The sequence below is a fragment of the Bacillus sp. FSL K6-0993 genome, from assembly GCF_037977205.1.
In the GTDB taxonomy this organism is placed as follows: domain Bacteria; phylum Bacillota; class Bacilli; order Bacillales; family Bacillaceae; genus Bacillus; species Bacillus subtilis.
Genome location: NZ_CP150275.1, coordinates 1,088,228 through 1,108,848 on the forward strand (window position 1 = coordinate 1,088,228; position 20,621 = coordinate 1,108,848).

22 protein-coding genes are annotated in these 20,621 nt (G+C 42.9%); 9 read left to right on the forward strand and 13 right to left on the reverse strand.

All coding sequences use genetic code 11. The features are described 5' to 3' along the window. Positions 1-75 precede the first annotated feature (75 nt). The gene (locus tag MHH79_RS05640) at positions 76-933 is read left to right on the forward strand and encodes an SDR family oxidoreductase (protein WP_015483049.1); all 858 of its coding nucleotides are present in this window, start codon (positions 76-78) and stop codon (positions 931-933) included. Between the two features lie 27 nt (positions 934-960). On the opposite strand, the gene MHH79_RS05645 is transcribed toward MHH79_RS05640, so the two are convergent. Beyond that, positions 961-1,194 (reverse strand): IDEAL domain-containing protein, encoded by a 234-nt coding sequence (locus tag MHH79_RS05645; protein ID WP_003233142.1) that lies wholly within the window; start codon positions 1,192-1,194, stop codon positions 961-963. Positions 1,195-1,486: 292 nt separating this feature from the next. Here MHH79_RS05645 and comK point away from each other — a divergent pair, with 292 nt between their 5' ends. Beyond that, a complete protein-coding gene (gene comK, locus MHH79_RS05650) occupies positions 1,487-2,065 on the forward strand; it encodes a competence transcription factor ComK (RefSeq protein ID WP_015483050.1) in 579 nt (192 codons plus the stop codon). Positions 2,066-2,111: 46 nt separating this feature from the next. Here the strand turns inward: comK and MHH79_RS05655 are convergent, their stop codons facing one another. Continuing rightward, a complete protein-coding gene (locus MHH79_RS05655; RefSeq protein ID WP_063334995.1) occupies positions 2,112-3,011 on the reverse strand; it encodes an SDR family oxidoreductase in 900 nt (299 codons plus the stop codon). Between the two features lie 217 nt (positions 3,012-3,228). Here MHH79_RS05655 and MHH79_RS05660 point away from each other — a divergent pair, with 217 nt between their 5' ends. Then, on the forward strand, positions 3,229-3,498 hold the full coding sequence (locus MHH79_RS05660; RefSeq protein WP_100506218.1) for an excalibur calcium-binding domain-containing protein: 270 nt from the start codon (positions 3,229-3,231) through the stop codon (positions 3,496-3,498). A gap of 43 nt (positions 3,499-3,541) precedes the next feature. Here MHH79_RS05660 and MHH79_RS05665 read toward each other — a convergent pair whose 3' ends face one another. The 3 genes from MHH79_RS05665 to MHH79_RS05675 form a co-directional block, all read right to left on the reverse strand. Next, the gene (locus MHH79_RS05665) at positions 3,542-5,011 is read right to left on the reverse strand and encodes a sodium:solute symporter (RefSeq protein ID WP_340035030.1); all 1,470 of its coding nucleotides are present in this window, start codon (positions 5,009-5,011) and stop codon (positions 3,542-3,544) included. Then, complete coding sequence (locus tag MHH79_RS05670) at positions 5,008-5,208, reverse strand: DUF3311 domain-containing protein (protein ID WP_003224377.1); 201 nt, start codon at positions 5,206-5,208, stop codon at positions 5,008-5,010. The genes MHH79_RS05665 and MHH79_RS05670 overlap by 4 nt, the downstream gene beginning before the upstream one ends. A 207-nt stretch (positions 5,209-5,415) precedes the next feature. After that, positions 5,416-5,778, reverse strand: a complete 363-nt coding sequence (locus MHH79_RS05675; RefSeq protein WP_003233132.1) for a hypothetical protein — start codon at positions 5,776-5,778, stop codon at positions 5,416-5,418. Between the two features lie 151 nt (positions 5,779-5,929). On the opposite strand from MHH79_RS05675, the gene MHH79_RS05680 reads away from it, so the two are divergent. The 4 genes from MHH79_RS05680 to MHH79_RS05695 all read left to right on the forward strand — a co-directional run bounded on the left by MHH79_RS05680 (position 5,930) and on the right by MHH79_RS05695 (position 9,344). Continuing rightward, positions 5,930-6,553, forward strand: a complete 624-nt coding sequence (locus MHH79_RS05680; protein ID WP_010886465.1) for a VTT domain-containing protein — start codon at positions 5,930-5,932, stop codon at positions 6,551-6,553. A gap of 1 nt (position 6,554) precedes the next feature. Then, positions 6,555-7,061, forward strand: coding sequence for a signal peptidase I (lepB, locus tag MHH79_RS05685; protein ID WP_003233128.1), 507 nt, complete (start codon positions 6,555-6,557; stop codon positions 7,059-7,061). A gap of 179 nt (positions 7,062-7,240) precedes the next feature. After that, a complete protein-coding gene (locus MHH79_RS05690) occupies positions 7,241-8,740 on the forward strand; it encodes a monooxygenase (protein ID WP_340035031.1) in 1,500 nt (499 codons plus the stop codon). Positions 8,741-8,816: 76 nt separating this feature from the next. Further along, positions 8,817-9,344, forward strand: coding sequence for a MarR family transcriptional regulator (locus MHH79_RS05695; protein WP_003245853.1), 528 nt, complete (start codon positions 8,817-8,819; stop codon positions 9,342-9,344). A 157-nt stretch (positions 9,345-9,501) separates the two neighbouring features. On the opposite strand, the gene glcP is transcribed toward MHH79_RS05695, so the two are convergent. From glcP to ntdA, 4 genes are all read right to left on the reverse strand, one after another. Further along, on the reverse strand, positions 9,502-10,707 hold the full coding sequence (glcP, locus tag MHH79_RS05700; RefSeq protein WP_063334999.1) for a glucose/mannose transporter GlcP: 1,206 nt from the start codon (positions 10,705-10,707) through the stop codon (positions 9,502-9,504). Between the two features lie 71 nt (positions 10,708-10,778). Continuing rightward, positions 10,779-11,831 carry a glucose-6-phosphate 3-dehydrogenase NdtC gene (ntdC, locus tag MHH79_RS05705; RefSeq protein WP_063335000.1) on the reverse strand — a complete coding sequence of 351 codons (1,053 nt, stop codon included), beginning with the start codon at positions 11,829-11,831 and terminating at the stop codon, positions 10,779-10,781. A gap of 13 nt (positions 11,832-11,844) precedes the next feature. Beyond that, entirely contained in the window at positions 11,845-12,693 is an 849-nt protein-coding gene (ntdB, locus tag MHH79_RS05710) for a kanosamine-6-phosphate phosphatase (protein WP_340035032.1), read from the reverse strand. Next, on the reverse strand, positions 12,665-13,990 hold the full coding sequence (ntdA, locus tag MHH79_RS05715; protein WP_133953536.1) for a 3-dehydro-glucose-6-phosphate--glutamate transaminase: 1,326 nt from the start codon (positions 13,988-13,990) through the stop codon (positions 12,665-12,667). The genes ntdB and ntdA overlap by 29 nt, the downstream gene beginning before the upstream one ends. Before the next feature lie 103 nt (positions 13,991-14,093). On the opposite strand from ntdA, the gene ntdR reads away from it, so the two are divergent. Then, a complete protein-coding gene (gene ntdR / locus MHH79_RS05720) occupies positions 14,094-15,083 on the forward strand; it encodes an NTD biosynthesis operon transcriptional regulator NtdR (RefSeq protein ID WP_340035033.1) in 990 nt (329 codons plus the stop codon). Positions 15,084-15,302: 219 nt separating this feature from the next. On the opposite strand, the gene MHH79_RS05725 is transcribed toward ntdR, so the two are convergent. Beyond that, complete coding sequence (locus MHH79_RS05725) at positions 15,303-16,457, reverse strand: AbrB family transcriptional regulator (RefSeq protein WP_015383286.1); 1,155 nt, start codon at positions 16,455-16,457, stop codon at positions 15,303-15,305. Positions 16,458-16,563: 106 nt separating this feature from the next. Then, the gene (locus tag MHH79_RS05730) at positions 16,564-17,769 is read right to left on the reverse strand and encodes an MFS transporter (protein WP_309529737.1); all 1,206 of its coding nucleotides are present in this window, start codon (positions 17,767-17,769) and stop codon (positions 16,564-16,566) included. Between the two features lie 113 nt (positions 17,770-17,882). Between MHH79_RS05730 and MHH79_RS05735 the strand changes: the two genes are divergently transcribed. Beyond that, a complete protein-coding gene (locus MHH79_RS05735; RefSeq protein ID WP_015483055.1) occupies positions 17,883-19,610 on the forward strand; it encodes an SgrR family transcriptional regulator in 1,728 nt (575 codons plus the stop codon). 29 nt (positions 19,611-19,639) lie between these two features. On the opposite strand, the gene MHH79_RS05740 is transcribed toward MHH79_RS05735, so the two are convergent. Both MHH79_RS05740 and MHH79_RS05745 read right to left on the reverse strand, forming a co-directional pair. Further along, complete coding sequence (locus MHH79_RS05740) at positions 19,640-19,966, reverse strand: four-helix bundle copper-binding protein (protein ID WP_063335007.1); 327 nt, start codon at positions 19,964-19,966, stop codon at positions 19,640-19,642. A gap of 117 nt (positions 19,967-20,083) precedes the next feature. Continuing rightward, positions 20,084-20,521 (reverse strand): ferritin family protein, encoded by a 438-nt coding sequence (locus MHH79_RS05745; protein ID WP_063335008.1) that lies wholly within the window; start codon positions 20,519-20,521, stop codon positions 20,084-20,086. Positions 20,522-20,621 lie beyond the last annotated feature (100 nt).

Sequence of the window (20,621 nt, forward strand, 5' to 3'; positions counted from 1 at the left end):
TCCATATTCTATCTTTTCATACATAGGAAGCAGGCATTGTTCATAACATAATAAGGTTGAAAAGGAGTGATTTCATTGGCGAATCAAAAAAAGAAAACATTACCGCCTCAGCACCAGAACCAGCAGCCTGGTTTTGAATATCTCATGGACCCGCGTCCGGTTTTTGATAAGCCGAAGAAAGCGAAAAAATTAGAGGGCAAAACCGCTATTATTACTGGAGGAGACAGCGGGATTGGACGCGCTGTCTCGGTGTTATTCGCAAAAGAAGGGGCTAATGTGGTCATTGTGTATTTGAATGAACATCAGGACGCCGAGGAAACAAAGCAGTATGTAGAAAAGGAAGGGGTAAAATGCCTGCTGATTGCAGGAGATGTCGGGGATGAAGCGTTTTGCAATGATGTGGTCGCGCAGGCAAGCCAAGTGTTTCCATCCATTGATATATTGGTTAACAATGCAGCTGAGCAGCATGTCCAGCCCAGCATTGAAAAAATCACCAGCCACCAGCTGATCAGAACCTTCCAAACAAACATTTTTTCCATGTTTTACTTAACAAAGGCAGTGCTGCCTCATTTAAAAAAAGGGAGCTCTATTATTAATACCGCTTCAATTACCGCCTATAAAGGCAATAAAACGCTGATTGATTATTCAGCGACAAAAGGCGCGATCGTTACGTTTACAAGGTCTCTTTCCCAGTCGCTTGTTCAGCAGGGCATACGGGTCAATGCAGTGGCACCGGGTCCCATTTGGACACCGCTTATCCCGGCCAGCTTTGCCGCAAAAGACGTGGAAGTGTTTGGTTCAGACGTGCCGATGGAACGCCCGGGACAGCCGGTCGAAGTGGCGCCAAGCTATCTATACCTTGCAAGCGACGATTCCACATACGTCACAGGACAGACGATTCACGTCAATGGCGGAACAATTGTGAACGGATAATAAAAAGCCAATCCTTGAAGGATTGGCTTATTCGCTCTGCTTGAGCGCTGCATATTCTTTAGAGAGCGTAAGAAACGCATCTTTATCTTTTTCGTCCAAGGCTTTGTTAATTTGGTCCGTCAGCATGGCAAGCCGACGGTTATACAAGGATTCATCGAGCACCATTTGAATGTAAATATCCGTCATTGTGACATCGAATTCTTTTGTTTTTTGCGTGTTGCGGGACTTCATGAGCTCAGTGTACGATTTTTTCTCTTTCATAAAGAATCCCCCCAATGCCTTTTTTATAGTATATGGATAACGGTCGAAAAAATCAATAAATTTTTATAATTTTTAGACAACTAATACTTGGCAATCTATCGACATATCCTGCAAAATGCCGTAAACCGGCAAGTCTTATGAAAGTAAAATCGGTTTATTACTAGTAATTTAGTACCATTAAATATCATTAAAAGATGATTTTATCTTAAATGTTAAAAAAACCTGTCGTTTTACAAAAACAGATGATAGATTATTAGTATAAATTTTGCAGAAAAAGGATGGAGGCCATAATATGAGTCAGAAAACAGACGCACCTTTAGAATCGTATGAAGTGAACGGCGCAACAATTGCCGTGCTGCCAGAAGAAATAGACGGCAAAATCTGTTCCAGAATTATTGAAAAAGATTGCGTGTTTTATGTCAACATGAAGCCGCTGCAAATTGTCGACAGAAGCTGCCGATTTTTTGGATCAAGCTATGCGGGAAGAAAAGCAGGAACTTATGAAGTGACAAAAATTTCACACAAGCCGCCAATCATGGTGGACCCTTCGAACCAAATCTTTTTATTCCCTACACTTTCTTCGACAAGACCCCAATGCGGCTGGATTTCCCATGTGCATGTAAAAGAATTCAAAGCGACTGAATTCGACGATACGGAAGTGACGTTTTCGAATGGGAAAACGATGGAGCTGCCGATCTCTTATAATTCGTTCGAGAACCAGGTATACCGAACAGCGTGGCTCAGAACCAAATTCCAAGACAGAATCGACCACAGCGTTCCGAAAAGACAGGAATTTATGCTGTACCCGAAAGAAGAGCGGACGAAGATGATTTATGATTTTATTTTGCGTGAGCTCGGGGAACGGTATTAGAAAAATAGGAAGGAGCTGACCGAACAGGGCAGCTCCTTTCATAAAGCTATGCCGTCGGAATTCCTCCGGTGATGCCATATACCTGAGATGTCACATAGCTTGAATTCTCTGAAGCTAGAAATACATAAACATCGGCCAATTCCACTGGCTGTCCAGCGCGATGTAATGGAGCTGGCGGCGTGCCTTGTCCGAATTTCGGGATGTTTTCCGTCGGCTGTCCGCCGGAAATTTGCAGCGGTGTCCAAATTGGTCCGGGCGCAACTGAATTTACTCTGATGCCTTTGGAAGCAAGCTGTTTTCCCAGTCCGACGGTAAAGCCGATAATGGCGTTTTTCGTTGCTGCGTAATCTAACAGCATCGGGCTTGGATTATAGCCTTCTACTGAGGTAGTTGTGATAATTGAAGCTCCCTCCGGCAAATACGGAAGCGCCGCTTTTACAACCCAGTAAAGGGAAAAGACGTTCACTTCAAATGTTTTATAGATTTGTTCAGTAGGCAGATCTTCGATGTTTTCGACCGCTTGCTGTTTGCCTGCAACGAGCGCTAGCACATCAAGTCCGCCGAGTTCGTGATGCGACTGTTTGACTAGATCTTGGCAAAAGGATTCGTCGCTCAAATCTCCGGGGATCAGCACTGCTTTTCGGCCTTCTGCTTCAATCAGTTCTTTTACCTCTTCAGCATCTGGCTGTTCCTCGGGCAAGTAGTTAATGGCCACATCGGCACCTTCTCTGGCGTAAGCAATCGCGGCAGCGCGGCCGATACCGGAATCGCCGCCCGTGACAAGCGCTTTTCGACCCGTTAGTTTACCTGATCCTTTGTAGCTTTTTTCTCCGCAATCAGGGACAGGCTTCATGTTCTTTTGCAGGCCTGGCGGTTCTTGATATTGTTCGGGAAATTCATCATGAAAAAATGCTTTTATAGGATTCGTAAGATTTGAATCAGACATCAGCAACGCTCCTTTTCTGTTTGGTGTACATTCGTATGTGTACCCCTGAGCATAAACAGAAAAACATGTGTTGGCAGTTTGAACACTGAAGGACCAAAGAAAACAAGAAAAAACAAAGCCTTCTTCCATATTTATCTTGTCAAATAAGACTATATGAATTATGATAAATTCGAGCTATAAATCAACTAAATATTGGGTATTGGGAGAGTGGATCGTCATGAAAAAAGCGGCGGCGATTTTGCTGTCACTCGGTCTCGTTTTCGGTTTTTCATACGGAGCTGACCATGTGGCGGAAGCCAAAACAAAGGTGAAGGTCTATAAGAACTGCAAGGAGTTAAACAAAGTATACAAAGGCGGAGTGGCCCGCACTTCGAAGACGAAAAACAAAGGCGGAAAAACAAAGTACAAGCCTTACGTCTCTAAGGACCTTTATGATGCCAATAAAAAGAAAGACCGCGATAAAGATCTTATCGCCTGTGAACGGTAAATAAGAAAAAGCAATCTGGTGTCCAGATTGCTTTTTCTATTGCTTAAGCTGCCTGATCGGCCGCAGCGCTTTTCGCCTTCCTTGTCATAAGGCTGACTGCCATCATGACCGTGATATTCAAAAGCAGGGCGACGATGCCTACATTCAAGTCTTTTGCGGCTTGCGGCAGCGCCGGAAATAAAGTGCCGATGATCGTTTCCGTCATTGTAATATAAGTAACTGCTCCGACACCTGCAATAATGCCGGCGAAGGCTCCTTGCTTTGTCACCATATTATGCTTGAACAGGCTGAACAAAAGGGCGGGGAATAGCTGTGTGACAAGGCTGTAGCCCATCAAAAGCAACGTAACGATGGTATTCCCGCCTTTGAAGGTAAAATACACCGAAATCAACGCAATCACCGGCACTAAAAACTTAGCAAGCGCCGATACTTGCAGTTCTGTCGTGCGGGGCGCGATTACCTTGTACACATTTTTTGCAAACAGCGTGGAGGCGGACATTAAGATCATAGACCCTGGCACAAGTGCTGTCAGCAGTCCGGCAGCACCGATAATTCCGACAAACCAAGGGTCAAATGTTTGCAGAGACAGTCTCAAAAGCGATAGATCCCCGTCTGCGCCTTTCAGATCTGGAACTTGCAGGATAGCCGCAAAGCCAACGAAAAGGACGAAGAGCAGGACCAGCTGGTACAAAGGCATGATGATGGCGTTTTTGCGAAAGACTTTTGGATTTTCAGCTGAATACGAGGCGGAAAACGTGTGAGGCCACATGTAAAAACCAAGCGCTGTCAAGAGTACGGTTGAACTGAACCAGGCCACACTTTGTCCCGATTCGGGGAGCGTAAGAAAGCCAGGCTTTGCCGTTTCAATCTGCTGAAACATGTCTTGAAATCCGCCGTAGTAATGAATTGGCAAATACACACCTAAAAGCAGAACGACAACCAGAATCATGATGTCCTTCACAACCGATATCCAGGCAGACCCGTGAATGCCTGAAACCATAACATAAACCGTGATGGAAACAGCGCCGATCCAGATGGCGGCGGTCGGGGTGATTTTGCCGTACGAGGTTTCCGATACAATCAGCCCGAGGCCTTTCAGCTGCAGTACAAGATAGGGAATGAGTGCGGCGATGCCGACCAGTGAAACGAGAATGCCAAGCAGCGGACTGTTGTATTTTTTTGTGAAAAAATCAGACTGCGACATCAGTTTATGCTGTTTCGCGTACAACCAAACTGCCGGAAGAAGCCAGTAAGAAAGGATGTAGGCCAGACATCCGTAGGCGATGATATAAAAGGATGGACCGCCCTTTCCGTAGGCCCAGCCGCTGCCGCCGAGAAACGTAAAAGTAGTATAAATTTCGCCTGCCATCAAAAGGAAGACGAAAACAGTTCCGAAGCCGCGCCCTCCGACCGTCCACTGCTCCAGGTTCATGTCTTTTCCTTTTTGGGCGCGTATACCGAGAAAAATACTCAAGAGCAGGACACCGAAAATGATGATGAGTGCTGCATTCATTCTGCTTCCTCCTTTTTATTTTCCTTGTCGAGGACATATACAATCGCCATCAGCGCAGAGGTCAAAAGAGCCCACATCACAATATAGGCAAGAATAAACGGCATGCCGAACACATAGGGGGTCACCTTATTTGCAAAAGGGATGCCGAGTAAGATTCCGATAAAGGGCAAAGCGGCAAGAACGTGAATCAGTTTCATAGAATCCTCCTTCTATTTAGGAATGGGGTGTACAAGCCCAAGCGTACTGAAAATGATGTCGCAGATATGGCAGTACATGTCACTTTTTAGGGTGAAAGGCTGTGGTTCGAATTATAAATAAATTTATTTTGTTTGTATAGTGTGAATTGTCTGAAATTAATACTCTGAATCGCCCGAAGAGGGAACGGGCAGTATGATTCAAAAGGCTCAGAGTCTGTCTGGGGCAAATAGATAGTATGTTAATAATTCGCTGACCTGCTCACGGATTCGCGGATTAAAATAGCGGTGGTTTTCTTCATAACCGTCGATGACAAATGTATAGAGCGTAAAGGCCTCATCGCGTTCCGTCTCGCGGATTGCAATTTTTCTTTTCCTCAGTTCTTTTCTGACTTCCATCAAATCCTTTTGTGCTATTTTTAATGATTCGCTGATAAGCTGTTTATAAGGATGCTTCAATTTTAATGTGCTTTCTTCAATTCCGGCGAGATCACGGTTAAAAATCGTAATGGCCATGGGCAAAAAGAGAGCCCGTTCAATTAAATCGTATATTTCCTCCTGCAGATTTGGCATGTTGACTCCTTCCTTCTAAGGGAACGTTTGTTCTATTTGTATTCTATATCGGCTGGTGAAATGTTTCAAGACAGAAAAAATCACCAAAACTTTTTAGTTTTCTGCTGATAATGTGTAGAATAAGGATAGACAAACCTGGTAAGGAGTATAAATGTTGGAGCATTTTTTATCCTATTTGACACAAGAACATTTAACTGAATTATTTCAAAGCTATAGGGCTTTCGGTCCGCTCATTGCTGTGCTGCTGCCTTTAATTGAAGCATTTCTCCCGTTTTTGCCGCTAATCGTGTTTGTGGTGGCGAATACGAACTCGTTTGGCTTGTGGGAAGGATTCATCCTGTCCTGGGCGGGATCAACTGCTGGTTCCATTCTCGTATTTTTAATTGTGCGTCAATACGGACAGAGAAAATTGCTTGGATTTATCCGCAGTCATCCGTCTGTCAGAAAGCTGATGTTATGGGTGGAAAGACACGGCTTCGGTCCCATGTTTCTTCTGCTTTGTTTTCCATTTACACCGTCAGCCGCGGTGAATGTTGTTGCCGGTTTGTCAAGGATCGGAACGCGGCCGTTTATTTTGGCGGCAGCCTCGGGGAAGCTTGTCATGATTTTTATGATCAGCTTCATCGGATATGATCTGCACGCGCTGATTACACAGCCGATTCGAACGGTCATCGCCGTATTGGTGATCACTGTCTTATGGTATGTCGGCAAAAAGGTGGAGCGGTATCTGCATGTAAGAGCCAGTCAGCGTGAGCATGATGGAGGGAGACAGTAACATGAAAAAACGGTTTTGGTTTCTTGCCGGTGTAGTGTCCGTTGTTCTCGCCATTCAGGTTAAAAATGCTGTCTTTATTGATTACAAGGTAGAAGGCGTCAGTATGAACCCGACCTTCCAGGAAGGAAACGAATTGTTGGTCAATAAATTTTCGCATCGATTTAAAACCATCCATCGTTTTGACATCGTCCTTTTTAAAGGCCCTGATCATAAAGTGCTGATTAAACGGGTAATCGGCTTGCCCGGTGAAACGATCAAATATAAAGATGATCAGCTGTATGTGAACGGAAAGCAGGTTGCTGAGCCATTTTTGAAGCATTTGAAATCTGTTTCTGCCGGCAGCCATGTAACGGGTGATTTTTCTTTGAAAGATGTGACGGGAACAAGCAAGGTGCCGAAAGGAAAATATTTTGTCGTTGGAGATAATCGCATATACAGCTTCGACAGCCGGCATTTTGGTCCGATAAGAGAAAAAAATATTGTCGGTGTGATTTCTGATGCCGAATAAAAAGACGCTAATGGAAGAGGCGTCTTTTTGTATGCCGTTTGGAAAAATGTGTTGAAGAAAAATTTGTAAGGAGCTATAATCAATATTGTTACCTGTGTAACAAAATTTATACATTTTTTGATTGGGAGGCTGTTTTTATTGGTTTTTGTTCGTTTTTCATGAAACAAAAGGAGTGGTGAATGATGATGAAATATGAAGCAGTGATTATAGGAGGAGGGCCGGTTGGATTTATGCTGGCTTCTGAGCTTGCGATGGCCGGGTTGGGAACATGTGTGATTGAACGGCTTGAAAAACCTGTTCCGCATTCCAAGGCGTTGACGCTGCACCCTCGAACGCTGGAGCTCCTTGAGATGAGAGGGATTTTAGAGCGGTTCGTATCCAAGGGAAGCAAGATACCTTCCGGACATTTTTCAATGCTGGATACCCGTCTGGATTTTTCAGGCTTGGATACGAGCTGTCCTTACACGCTTTTGCTCCCGCAGTCAAAAACAGAAAAGCTTCTTGAAGATCATGCACGAAGCCTGGGAACAGAGGTGTTTCGGGGTGCCGAGGCGCTGGCGGTTACGCAAAACGGGGAAACGGTCCAAACGATTTTTAAGGATCGGGACGGCAGTGTACGGACGATCACAAGCAAGTTTGCCGTTGGGGCAGACGGCGCCGGAAGTACCGTCCGGAAACAGGCGAAAATTGAGTTTCCGGGAACAGACAGCACTGTCACCGCTGCGCTTGGGGATGTGGTGCTCCTTTCTCCGCCGCCGTCAGGCGTGCTGTCCCTTTGCACAAAAGAGGGCGGTGTTATGATTGTTCCGTTATCTTCAGACCGATATCGTGTCGTTGTGATCAGTCCTTATCGCACGCAAACGCCGAAAGATGTGCCTATGACTGAGGAAGAGCTGAAAGCTGACCTCCTGCGAATTTGCGGAACTGACTTTGGTTTAAGCGACCCTTCGTGGATGTCGCGGTTCGGGAACGCCGCGCGCCAAGCGAAACGGTATCGGGACGGCAGAATCTTTCTTGCGGGTGATGCCGCGCATATTCATTTTCCGGCGGGCGGGCAAGGACTGAATGTCGGCCTTCAGGATGCAATGAACCTCGGGTGGAAACTGGCGGCGGCCATCAAAGGCTCTGCGCCTTCGTGGCTTTTGGACAGCTACCATGACGAGCGGCATCCGGCAGCTGAAGGGCTCCTCAGAAACACAGAGGCACAGACAAAGCTGATCGATTTCAGTCAAGCAGGCCTCCATTTGCGAAGCATGATGTCGGAGCTGCTGGCCTTCCCTGATGTGAATCGATATGTAGCAGGGCAAATTTCTGCACTCGATGTCAGATATGAAGCTGATCGTACCATGCCGCCGAATCGTTTGAACGGGGCAAGGCTCCCTGACATGGAGCTGATTCTTTCCGACGGCAATTCGGAACGGCTGTACAGCTTTCTCCAAAACGGGACATTCGTTTTGCTGTCATTGAGTCAGGAAGCTGATGATCATATCGCAGTGAAAGGCTTACGTACGGTAACCGCCTCGCTTGCAGAACCGAATGAAAAGTTGCGGGATGTGCATACCATATTGATTCGTCCCGATGGACATGTAGCCTGGGCGGTGGATGCATCAGCGCCCGATTGTGCCGAGGTGATTCAAAAAGGGATCAGCCGCTGGTTTTCCGTCACCAGCCGAGTATAATTCAATTCGATTGTTTCATCTGTAACAAAACGGTATGATAGAAGAAACAATCGAATGAAAAAGGATGGAAAACCCGATGAACACAGATCATACGAAACGCAATCTTTTTGAATTGTATGCGGAGCTCATTCATCAGCAGGAGAAATGGGAGGGGCTTATTAAAGCCTTTTTATCTGACGAATTGAGGAAGCTGGATGTAGAGCACGGGAGTAAATCTCAATTGACGATGACAGAAATTCATGTTCTATCCTGTGTCGGGGACAACGAACCAATTAATGTCACGTCGATAGCAGAAAAAATGAATACGACAAAAGCGACTGTATCACGCATCAGCACAAAATTGCTCGGCGCAGGCTTCCTTCACAGAACACAGCTCAGCGATAATAAAAAGGAGGTCTACTTCCGATTGACGCCTGCTGGAAAAAAGCTGCACAGTTTGCACAAATATTATCATCAGAAGGCTGAACAGCGTTTTCTGTCATTTTTTGACCGCTATACTGAGGAAGAGATTCTTTTTGCGGAACGGCTGTTTCGGGATCTGGTGACAAAATGGTATCCGTCGTCAGAAGAAATTGAAGGGGGGCTTCCTAGCATTTTTAAATAAAAAACACGCACTGCGGTGCGTGTTTTTCGCGGTTCTTCTTTCTTTTTCAAGGCTGTAACGTAAATCAGATTTCCTCTTGAAGAATGAAATTCAAGATGTTCAGGAATTTGCACTGCTTATACGATATGTCTATTAGTATCTTTATTTTATACGTTTTCTACTGTGTTTTTGATGCTTTGTTTTCAAGTGAAATAGGGTCTTCTGTTTTAGTTCTCCTAATCTTTACAGAAATACCTACTAGAATGACCGCCATAGTTGTAAATATTCCCATGGTTAATAAGATCGTATCCTGATTTAAACTCCATCCAATTAAGAAAGAGATGATCGCTCCTCCGAAACTTGCCGAAGCAATAAATAAACTTGTAACTTCGTCAACGTACCTCTGAATAATGATTGATGCTAATGTTAAAGCAATGGGAAATATGCCTGCTATACTTAGGCCAATCAAAAATGTACCACCCAATTGAAGTATTGGGTTACTTATATAAGAGAAAGCAATCAACAAAACAATTAAACAACTACAACTAAAAAGGAGGTATTTGGAAAAATCAAGCCTTCTACTTACTAAACCAATCAGTATTCTTCCTATGATGATCCCTACCCAGAAAAAGGAGACACTTATAAGACTAATTTGTTCATTGTCTTGGTTTATCATGATTGAAGGTAAAAAGTTGGCAAAATTTGTTTCAATTCCAGCATATAGGAAAGCGAAAAATACAAAAAAGCCTAATTGCTTTGATTTTTTTCTATCTCCTATAAAGTATTGAAATGCTCCTCCATCTGGAAAGGTCACTTGTTGGTTGGCATTCTTAGCGTACTTTCGGTTCTTGGACAAGAAAATTAACCACCCTACGAATAGGACGAATAAAAAGGTGAATATACAGTAATACGGTAAAAACCAGTTATTGATATCTATGAAGGAATTAATTAATAATGGGAAAGATAAAGCGCCTAATCCAAAGAGAACTTCCAGCTTACTCATTTTTTCTGCATTACTTTCGAAATTAGCTATAACAAATGAACCAACTGTCGTTTCTAATGTGCCTGCTCCATATCCTAAGAGAAAAGCCATTACAATAATATAATACCAATCCTTAGTTAGAAAAAAGATACTTAACGCTGCAAGCATTATTGTCAAAGCTAAAGTAAGTGTCCTAAAATGACTGTATTTCTTAATCATTAACGGTGCGATTAATACTCCGCTTAGAAATCCGGTAAACTGAAAGAAGATTATGACTGAAATATCATCTGTTGTCTTGTTAAAAGACTCTAATAGAAATGGTGTCAAACTCCCTGTTGATATATGGATAATACCTACTGTAAAAAAGAAAGCATATCCAAATAAATATGTCCCTCTTAACATTCATTTCACCCCTATATGAAAAAGCAGGAAAATAAATTCCTGCTTTTTTAGTAACTTCTCTCTTTGAAATACTAGTTGACTGCTGAAACAGACATTGGTTGAGAGTTGCTGTCTTTCTCAAAGAACATTTCTAACACTGCCTGAGATCTAAAACCATCACTAAAAGAAGGGATCTCAACCCAATCATTCTGAGTTGATGCAATCCAATTGATTAACTCGCTTCTAAAAGAATCAGCCCATCCATAAAACTCGTTTGGCGGATCGTTTAATAGGCTTTGCGGTACTGGGCAGTCTACCACGTTCAAGCCATCTATGAGCTTGTAAACGTGAGGATTACCAGTGTGGTATTTAAACTCTTTTTTGTGTCCAACTACTTCAATGCTAAAACCACAGTCTTCAGGTACAGAACACTTTGATGTGATGATATTTACAAATACCTTGTTCTTCAGCTGGCCATAAATTTCTGCATAGTCATCTACTAGTACCTGTTTATCCTCTTTTGTTTTTACATTTGTGTTCATTTTTGCCCTTACTGATTCTGTGATGAAATCACTCTCGAACAAATACCATACCATGTCAATAAGGTGAATACCCAGATCCCCCAATGATCCACTCGTCTTCCTACTGTTAGCGTCATCTCTCCAAGTAAACTTCTTACGTCTAAGTGCACTATTTTTCTTGAAGTGTACTTTTATAGACAGTATGTTACCTAGTTCATTATTGATAATTAAGCTTTTTAAGATATTTACGTAAGATAAATATCTATAATTAAATCCCATACTGGCTCTTACGCTCAACCTTTCAGCAGTATCTTTCATTATGCTTGCTTCTTCAAGAGAAATAGCCATAGGCTTTTCACACAATACATGCTTATGTTTTCCTAATGCTTGCAAAGCATGTTCTTTATGGCAAAAGTTTGGTGATGCTACAATTAAACCTTCTGAGGCATCAATTAGTTCATCTGCGTTTTCAAATGACTTCCCGCCGAAAGTTTTCACAAAGCTTTCCGCGTTTTGTTGATTTATGTCATATACCCCTACTAACTCTGCATTTTTTATTGTAGATAAAGCAGTTGCATGCGCTCTTGCAATACCACCTGCACCTATGATGCCAATCTTCTTCATTTTAATTTCCTCCTCATGATCCAATTAATTTTTTTAAGGTATTAGTAATTCCTTTTGAGTACTCACTATCAGTTATAAGGTGGTGCAAGTTTTTGGCTTCTTGTGTTGCATTTTTTAGCAGATATCCATTCCCTACTGTCTGTAACATACGAACATCATTTCCACTATCTCCAAATGCGATAGCTCTTTCGGTATTTAGGTTGTATTTCTCTAACATAAACGTTACAATTTCATTCTTTCCTGTCCCTATGGGGATAAAATCTACATCATAGCTGTCTTCTGGATCGCCTGCTAAGGGATTACACCGATTTATATTTACTGAAACGCCATATTCCTCGCAGATTTTTTCAATTGCTAATAGGTTTTTCTTGTCGTTTATTTCATCTTGTTCCTGATAGTAGAAGTTATGCTTATACCGTGACTTTCCTAATTGAGTTTGAGGATTCAAAAGAATGTTATGATTTTCATGCAGCTGTTTCACAAGTTTTTCAACCTTTTCTTTACTAAACCCTTCATTTATGCGACTGTTCCACTTGTTATCTTGCTGACCGAAGTTATGCTCTGAAAAGTACGTAATTTCAGTTCCAAGATCACTAGCTATAAAATGCGGAAAATATCTAAATTTTCCTCGTCCCATTTTATCGAGAATAGATTGTATACTGCTCCCAGTAACCCATCCGATTATTAGTTCCCCATCTTTACTTTTTTGTTCTAGATAGTCTTCGAGTTCATAGATGTCTTGTTGCTTTTGTTCGTCGATTGTATGCGGAAAATACGTTTCATCAAAATCACAAAAAACAATATATTGAGGATGTTCAACCGTGGATAACGTTTTATACTCCGATTTCTTGCTTAATAACATGAAACAGTCCCTCCATTACTCTGTCTTGTTCTTCTAAAGTAAATGACGGATATAAAGGCAAATGCAGTACCTGACTATGAGCCTTTTCCGTATGAACCAATTGGAGTCCTGCATACTTGTCCTGTACTAAAGGAGTTTTTTGCATATGAGACAGTATTGGATAATATACATCTGTTTGAACACCAAAATCTTCATTTAATTTAGTCATGATATCTGCTCTATCTTCTGTTCTCACCTTAATAGGAAACAGATGCCATACATGATCTTCACTTAATTCTGGTAATTCAATAAAGCCTTTATTCTGCAACTCTGCTAATTGGGTAATGTATCTATCCGCCAAGAACAGTCTTTTGAAGTTGTTTAATGAAAGGTACTTCATTCTCTCTAAACCAATTGCTGCCTGTAAATTGTCCATTTTTGAATTAAATCCAAAATTGATGACTTTCTTATTTTTCACATTTACTTCAAAACCATGATAACTAAATTGAATGCATTTTTTAGCGAGTTCTTCATTATCAGTTGCTATTGCCCCAGCCTTGCCACATACACCAAAATTCTTATAGGGATTAAAACTTAATGTAGTGATGTCTGCATACTTTCCTAAGTCTGTCAGTCCAATTCCTTGGCAGGCATCTTCAATTACTTTCAATTTATAACGATTTGCGATTTGACGGATATGCTGCATGTCTGAATGTTTTCCGTATAAATGCACAGGTAGAATAAACTTTGTATAAGGAGTGATTGCTTCTTCAATTTTGTCAGGATCGATGCAGAATGTTTGTGGGTTAATATCTACATATATAGGAACGCCTCCCAAAGCTAACACAGCATTTTCAGTAGCTGAAAAGCTATTAGCCGGCATGATCACTTCATCCCCTGGGTTTAACCCTAAAGCCAATAAACCTATCATAATAGCATCGGTTCCACTGCTGGTTGCAATTACATACCTTTTATGTAAATATGTAGATAAAACTTTTTCGAATTGCTCTAAATAGGGACCACTCGTAAATTTTCCAGTTGGCAAAACTTCAGTTAATGTATTTAAGATATCTTCCACTTCATCATTGGTTATTAATCTGTCTACAGGCAAAAAAGGGACTTTACTGATTTCACGATTTTTTTGATAGTTGAAAAGATCATGTTCAATATCTATCTTTTCTTTTAATACTTGTTTCCACCGCTCGTTTACAATACTGTCTTCAATAACAAGTTCTTTTCCTTGTACGTCACCTTTTAAGTGTTTTAATAGTGACATGTTTTCTTTGCTTTTACCTGAAATCTTAACCTGTTTTTGCATGAACAGTACCTCCAATGATTTTATAATCTAAAAATTTATTACAAATTTATCCTAATTTCTGAAATCGGTAACATGTCAACAACTTTTTTAAGGAAGGGAAAATATGCCTACAATTGATGAAATAGCAAAATTATGCAACGTGTCTAAAACCACAGTGTCAAGAGTATTGAATAATCATCCTTATGTGTCGAAAGAAAAAAGAGATATGATCTTAAAGGCAATTAACGAACTTGACTACACTCCCAATTATTTAGCTCGGAATTTTAGGAGAAATAAGACACAAACGATAGCTTTATCGGTTCCGAGTATCGACCATCCATTTTTTGCTCAATTAATAAAAGGGGTCTCTCATGAAGCACTGTTTAAGAATTACAAGGTAATTGTATTTCAGACCTTTTATGACAAACAGACGGAGCTAGAATTATTAGAGTTATTGAAACATAAAGAAGTGGATGGTATTATTCTTGGAACTTTAGAAAATGAATGGGATCAGATATCCCCTTTCTTAAAGTATGGTCCTATCTTATTATGTAATGAATATCATCACTCAGCGGACATCACGATAATTGGGTATGATGAATTTGAAGCTACATACATGGGGGTAGTACATTTAATTGAAAGAGGGCATAAAAAAATTGGGTTTTGTTTTGATACTCCATATAGCGAAGCTCAATGTCAGAGGAAAGAGGGTTACTTGAAAGCTTTACAAGATTACAATTTACATCATAGAAGCGAATGGATATTGGGCGAAATGTTTAATATCGAGGATGGATTTCGTGTTTTTCATAAGATAAAGGATCTAAAGGACAGACCTTCAGCAATATTTACAGGAAATGATCAAGTCGCCGCAGGGATTATTAAACAGGCAATGAAAAATGGCTTTAAAGTTCCAGAAGACTTAGCTGTAATTGGTTTTGACAACCAATTGATTTGCCAAGTCGTTACTCCGACCATAACAACAATTGATATCCCTGTAATAGAATTAGGCCAACAGGCTGTGTTGAAAATTATCGAGTCCATTTCGGGTAATGTCACTTTAAACAGAAGAATTATTAAACTGCCAACAAAGCTTATTATAAGAGAATCAACGTAATGATAGATTTCCCTTTATCATTTTATATCTTTATATAAGAAAAAGAGGTTATTCATTTTAACCTCTTTTTCAATAGTAAGTCGTCAATTATTTCTTTGCCTTTCATTTCACCCTCTGGCAGCACTCACTTCAAATCTGATCCATTAACAACGAAATATCCACTTATATTTCCCCATCTCGATGGTTTGCGATTTAAAAGTTCTTGAACCCTTTTTTCAACTAGGCATTACTGCCGCTAATCGAGCTCTTTTTGTCTTTTTTTTCACCATGAAGATGGTGAAGCAGGCGATAAAACGGCGGCAGCAGGGCAATAACCAGAATGACGCGAATGACCTGAACCGCAACGACAAAGGTGGAATCAGCATGTAAGGTAACTGACGTCGTCGCCATCTCTGCAATCCCGCCGGGCGCAAATGCCAGAACAGAAGTGATGAGCGAAATTCCTGTCAGCTCAGAAACGATCACGGCGCTCAAAAACATTGCTGCGATTAAACCGACGGACGAGACAAACCCGACGATGATAATACGGGTGACGCCGGCAAACATGCTTTTGTACATCTTAGAGCCGATCGTTGCCCCGAGAAATACTTGTGATACATGGTTAGCTTGTGATGGCCACCATGCCGTCATGTCGTGCCCTGTCACCGCAGCTCCGCCAACATGTACAATTGCTACACCGAGCATGCTGCCGAGCAGCCATGGAGCTGGAAATTTTAAAAATTTCGCAGCTTTGCAAGCTCCCCAGGCAGCGAGAATAAGAATGACGGTCCACAAAACGGGAGCGAGCCTAAAATCTGTCGTTGCAGAAGAAATCGTCTCTGCTGCGGCACTTGCGGTACGATCTTGTTTTGTATAGATCAGAATGACTAAAAACGGAATGGAAAGCACCACGAGCAGCACACGCATCATTTGAACGAGGCTGACTATAGCGGTATTAGCGCCTACTTCCTGTGCGATGCTCGGCATGGCGGAAAGCCCGCCGGGAGCGGTGCCGACAAAGCTAGTCATCATATCCGTTTTGCTGAAACGCCAAAGCACATATCCTGACAGCATAGCCAGCAGGATAGACAATATCAGCATAACGCCGACTGAAAACCAATGGTCTTTGAGAACAGAGAGAACGGATAAATTCAGCTTTTGGCCCAATTCGATGCCGAGGATCATCTGCCCAAGGGCGAGCCATCGTCGGTTAATTCCTTTTTGGTCTGGTGCCATCATCAGCCATGCCGGCCGTATCATGGCGAGGCAGCAGGCGACAATCAGTGTTCCGATCATCCATCCAATTGATATTCCGGTTAATGAAAGAATAAACCCCCCGGCTGCACTGATTGCGATAAACCATAGATCTTTGAGGAGATTTTCGTCTTTCTTCAATGTAAAACCCTTCTTCCTTTTTCACGTAACACTCCAATTGTTCACGTAGTGAATGTATTTATTACTATAGTATATTTTTGTTGATAAAGAAATTATGAATTATTTTCTATAAGCGATTCACTTTTCTTATGACCTTGTGTTCGAGCTTCTCTATTGTGTAAGTCAGAGATAAACCCGCTGTCAGCAGACACACGGCAAGAGCGTAAAAAATCACTTCTCCGCCAAATGATGTCAGGATCAGCCCGCCTGCAAGCGGTCCGATTGAGCGGGATATATCCCAATGCAGACCATAGACAGCATAAAACCGGCCCAGCAAATGAGGCGGCGCCAATTTCGATATGAAGGTCTGGATGTGGGTTAGCCCGATGCTTTCGCCAACCGTCATCACCGCTGCCGTCACTAAAAGCATTGTCAGGGAGGTTGAGCATGCAAAACCGGCAGCCGCAAGGGAGTAGCAAATATAAGTAATGGAGAGGATCGTTTTCATTGAAAGCTTTTCGGTCCCTTTGACAAGAGGTACTTGGAGAACACAGCTGAATAAAGCTTTCGCTGCTGAATAGATGGTCAGCATGGACAGATAGTCAGAAAACATGTTTTTGCTGAACAGCCTGTATGTTGTTTCTGTTTGTGCATATAACATGCTGATGGGGAGAGAAAGCAGCAAAAGAAGCAGGACAGGCCTGTATATCGTAAAGCTCGCGGACATTTTCGGGGTAGCAGCTGGGTGTAGCGGCTTTGTCTCAGGCAGTTTCAGTGCAGCGATCAGAAAGTAGACAAACAATGCCGCAGCATCTAATGCGAATATCCACACGGGGTTATGATTGTACAGAAGCATCCCGACAAGCGGCCCTGCCGTCAGGCCCGCCGAATAGATCGCATTGATGACCGCAAACACTTCCGAACGTCTGCTTTCCGGCGTGCTTTCAGCGATTTGGGCGCGGGAAGCAGGAATGTACAACGACCTTCCGATGCCATTCATGACATAGAGAATGGCGAAAACATACGCATGCTCAGCAAATACAAACCCTGTCATTGCCGCTGATTGAAGAAGCAATGCGGTCAAAATCGCTGTGCGCCTCCCAAGCCGGTCCGCCGCCTTTCCTGCAGCGAGCGTCAGGAAAATATCAGCAAATGGCTGAAGGCTGATGATCAGCATTGGCATCATGATACTGCCGTTTAATTGTTCATGCAGATACAGCACCATAAAAGGTCCCATCATTGCACCTGTCAAGCTTGTCAGCAATTCGCCGAAAAAGCGGAGCCGAACGGGAGCGGTATATCTCGATTTTATAGAGTGAAAACTGGTCAACATGTGATCGCCGCCTTTCGCTGTTTGATATAGTAGTAGTGTATAGAAGGGGCGGCGGCCCAAAAAGTGAAGAAAAGAAGAGATAAAAATTCCCCTTTTGTCGGGAGGTGCGGGGATTGAAGCTAATAGAGCACTACGTGGCGCTTGTAAAAACAGGCTGCGCCGAGTATGGGCAAATGAACGAAATGACGCTCACTGAGATTGCCGACTGTTTATTTTGTACAGAAAGAAATGCAAAGCTCATTTTACATAAGCTGGAGAACAGCAATTGGATTATCCGGGAAAGCGGGGCGGGGCGCGGCCGCAAATCTAAAATCGCGTTTCTTCGGAGGCCTGAGGAACTGCTTCTTCAAACTGCCAAGGAATATACCATGTCAGGAAAGCTTAAAAAGGCAAAGGAGCTGCTTCAGCAGTATCAGTCCGCGTTTCCAGGGCTTCAAAACGAATATAACATGTGGCTTTCAGAGGTATTCGGATTTGTGACGGAGACAGGCGAGAATGGGGCGAAGGATGTTCTGCGGCTGTTCATCACGCCTGAATCTGTCAGTAGTTTGGATCCATGCCAAATATTTTTACGGTCTGAGGGCCATTTCGTCAAACAGATATTTGATACACTCTTCACGTTTGATTCGGATATGCAGGAGCCAAAGCCTCATTTGGTTCATGGATGGGAAGAGGTCGAAAAAAAACAATGGAGATTTTTTCTTCGAAAAGGTGTGTCATTTCATAATGGACAGCCGCTGACATCGCGGGACGTTGCGTTTACATTTCAGCGCTTTTTGGAACTGGCTGACAACCCGTATAAATGGCTTCTGCACGGAGTGAAACAAGTCTTAGAAAAGGGCCCTTATTGTGTGGAACTCATACTCGATAAGCCGAATGCGCTTTTGCCGTATGCTCTTTGTGATGAACGGCTGTCCATACTGCCGGCAGAACAGGGCGGCGGGAAAAATGGAACAGGGCCTTTTCAGATGAATCAGCAACACAGCGGGATGCTTGTGCTTGAAGCCAATGAGCGCTACTTCAAGGGACGCCCCTATTTGGATCGCGTTGAGTTTGTTTTTTCTGAGCAAGCCGGAGAGATGAACGGTTTTACCATTCAAGAAAAACAAACATGTCCTGAGCAGCAAACTGTTTTTGATGAGCGGCATGTTCAGTATTTGTCGCTCAATCTGAAAAAGAAGGGGCCTCTTCAGCACCGAAGCTTTAGAAAAGCGCTCCGGCTGCTGATTTCCTCTGAACGGCTCGTTCGTGAAGCGGGAGGGCACCGAAGAATCCCGGTTACGTCCTTTTTGCATCCGAGTTCTTTTGAGTGGGAGGGCGTTTCACCATCTGAATTGTTGAAGAAAAGCGGATACGAGGGCGAAACAATCGTGCTTTATACCTTTTCGGAAACGGATCATCGTGAGGACGCCGAATGGATTCAAAATATTTGCGCCCAGCACGGTATCAGGCTTACACTTCAATTCTGTGATGCTGCTGATCTGCGACGGCCGGAAACCGTGCAGATGGCGGATATCATTCATGACAGTGCGACGTTTTATCAAGACAGCGAGTTTGGTTTTCTGCATTTGCTGCTGTCGGAGAACAGTTTCTTGTATCAGCATCTATCTGAAAAGTTGACACAGATTTGCTTAGGAATGACAGAGCGGATGTTTTCCATGCCTGACCGCTGTTCGAGAATCGACATCCTGCGTGACATTGACCGGCAGATGAAACAGGAGCTGAATGCGATCCCGCTGTATCAAAATGTTCTCCAGGTGACATCAAGTAAAAATGTAAAAGGCCTGGTGCTTGATGAAGAGGGATGGATTGATTTGTACTCCGTATGGCTGTCCAAATAAAAAGAGGGTTCTTTTTTGAACCCTCTTTTTTACGCTGCTATGCTGCGGCATTGTTCAGCACAGGTAAAGCAGGCTTTCGCACATGCTTGGCAATGATCATGATCGTGCTTTCCGCATTCAGTGCCGCATGCTTCACAAATATCGGCGCAAAGTGCACAAATTTCTTTCATAAACGGGCTGTCCGTTTGGATGGCTTTCACCGCCAGCGCGCAAATATCCGCGCATTCCCTGTCAAGCCGGATGCATCCGCTGAGATGATGCTGCACACTTTCTTCCAAGCATTTAGTGAAACAATGATTGCAAGCCTTCATACAATCGATGCAAGCCTCAATACAAGCTTCAGAATATTGCTCCATGGTTGATTCCCCCTGTATGACAGTATATGGTTTTATGTTTCCCGGCTGCATTTGAAAAAAACAGGGGAGTGTGTTTTTAGCTAAGGGGATATGTACATATACCCTGAACGGGTATATCTAATGTTCCATCAGATAGTATAGGAACCAGACAGCGTGATTTTGTTCATCACGTGCTGCGCGCGTAAAGACGCCTTTTGCTTTTAAGTTTGACGTTTCCTCGGCCGCACGCAAGTAAAAGTCGACGGTTTCTTGTTCATCTTTAAAAGCGGCGTCCAGTCCTCTTGTGAAATCGTCCGGGCATTCTTCCGTTTGTTTCGGCATGATGTGTTTGCCGGTAATTGAACCATATAGTGTGGAAAATTCACGGAGGTGGCGAATCTCGTCACGCCTGATTTCTTCAATCTGTTTTCTGACCTCATCGCTGTGGGCGAGTTCGGCAAGCTTGCGGTAGCATTGAATTGCACTGAATTCTCCGTTGATGGCCTTCTGCAAATTCCGAATCAAAACAGGATCTTCCCTGTATGGCACCGGATAGGGATAGTAGCTGTAATGCAAGGGGGTTCAACTCCATTCTTAGGAATTGGGCTTCTGTAAAAGTATATGTTGGGCAGGGAGAGATGTGCGGAGATAATCAGCTTTTTATATGTGAAAAGGC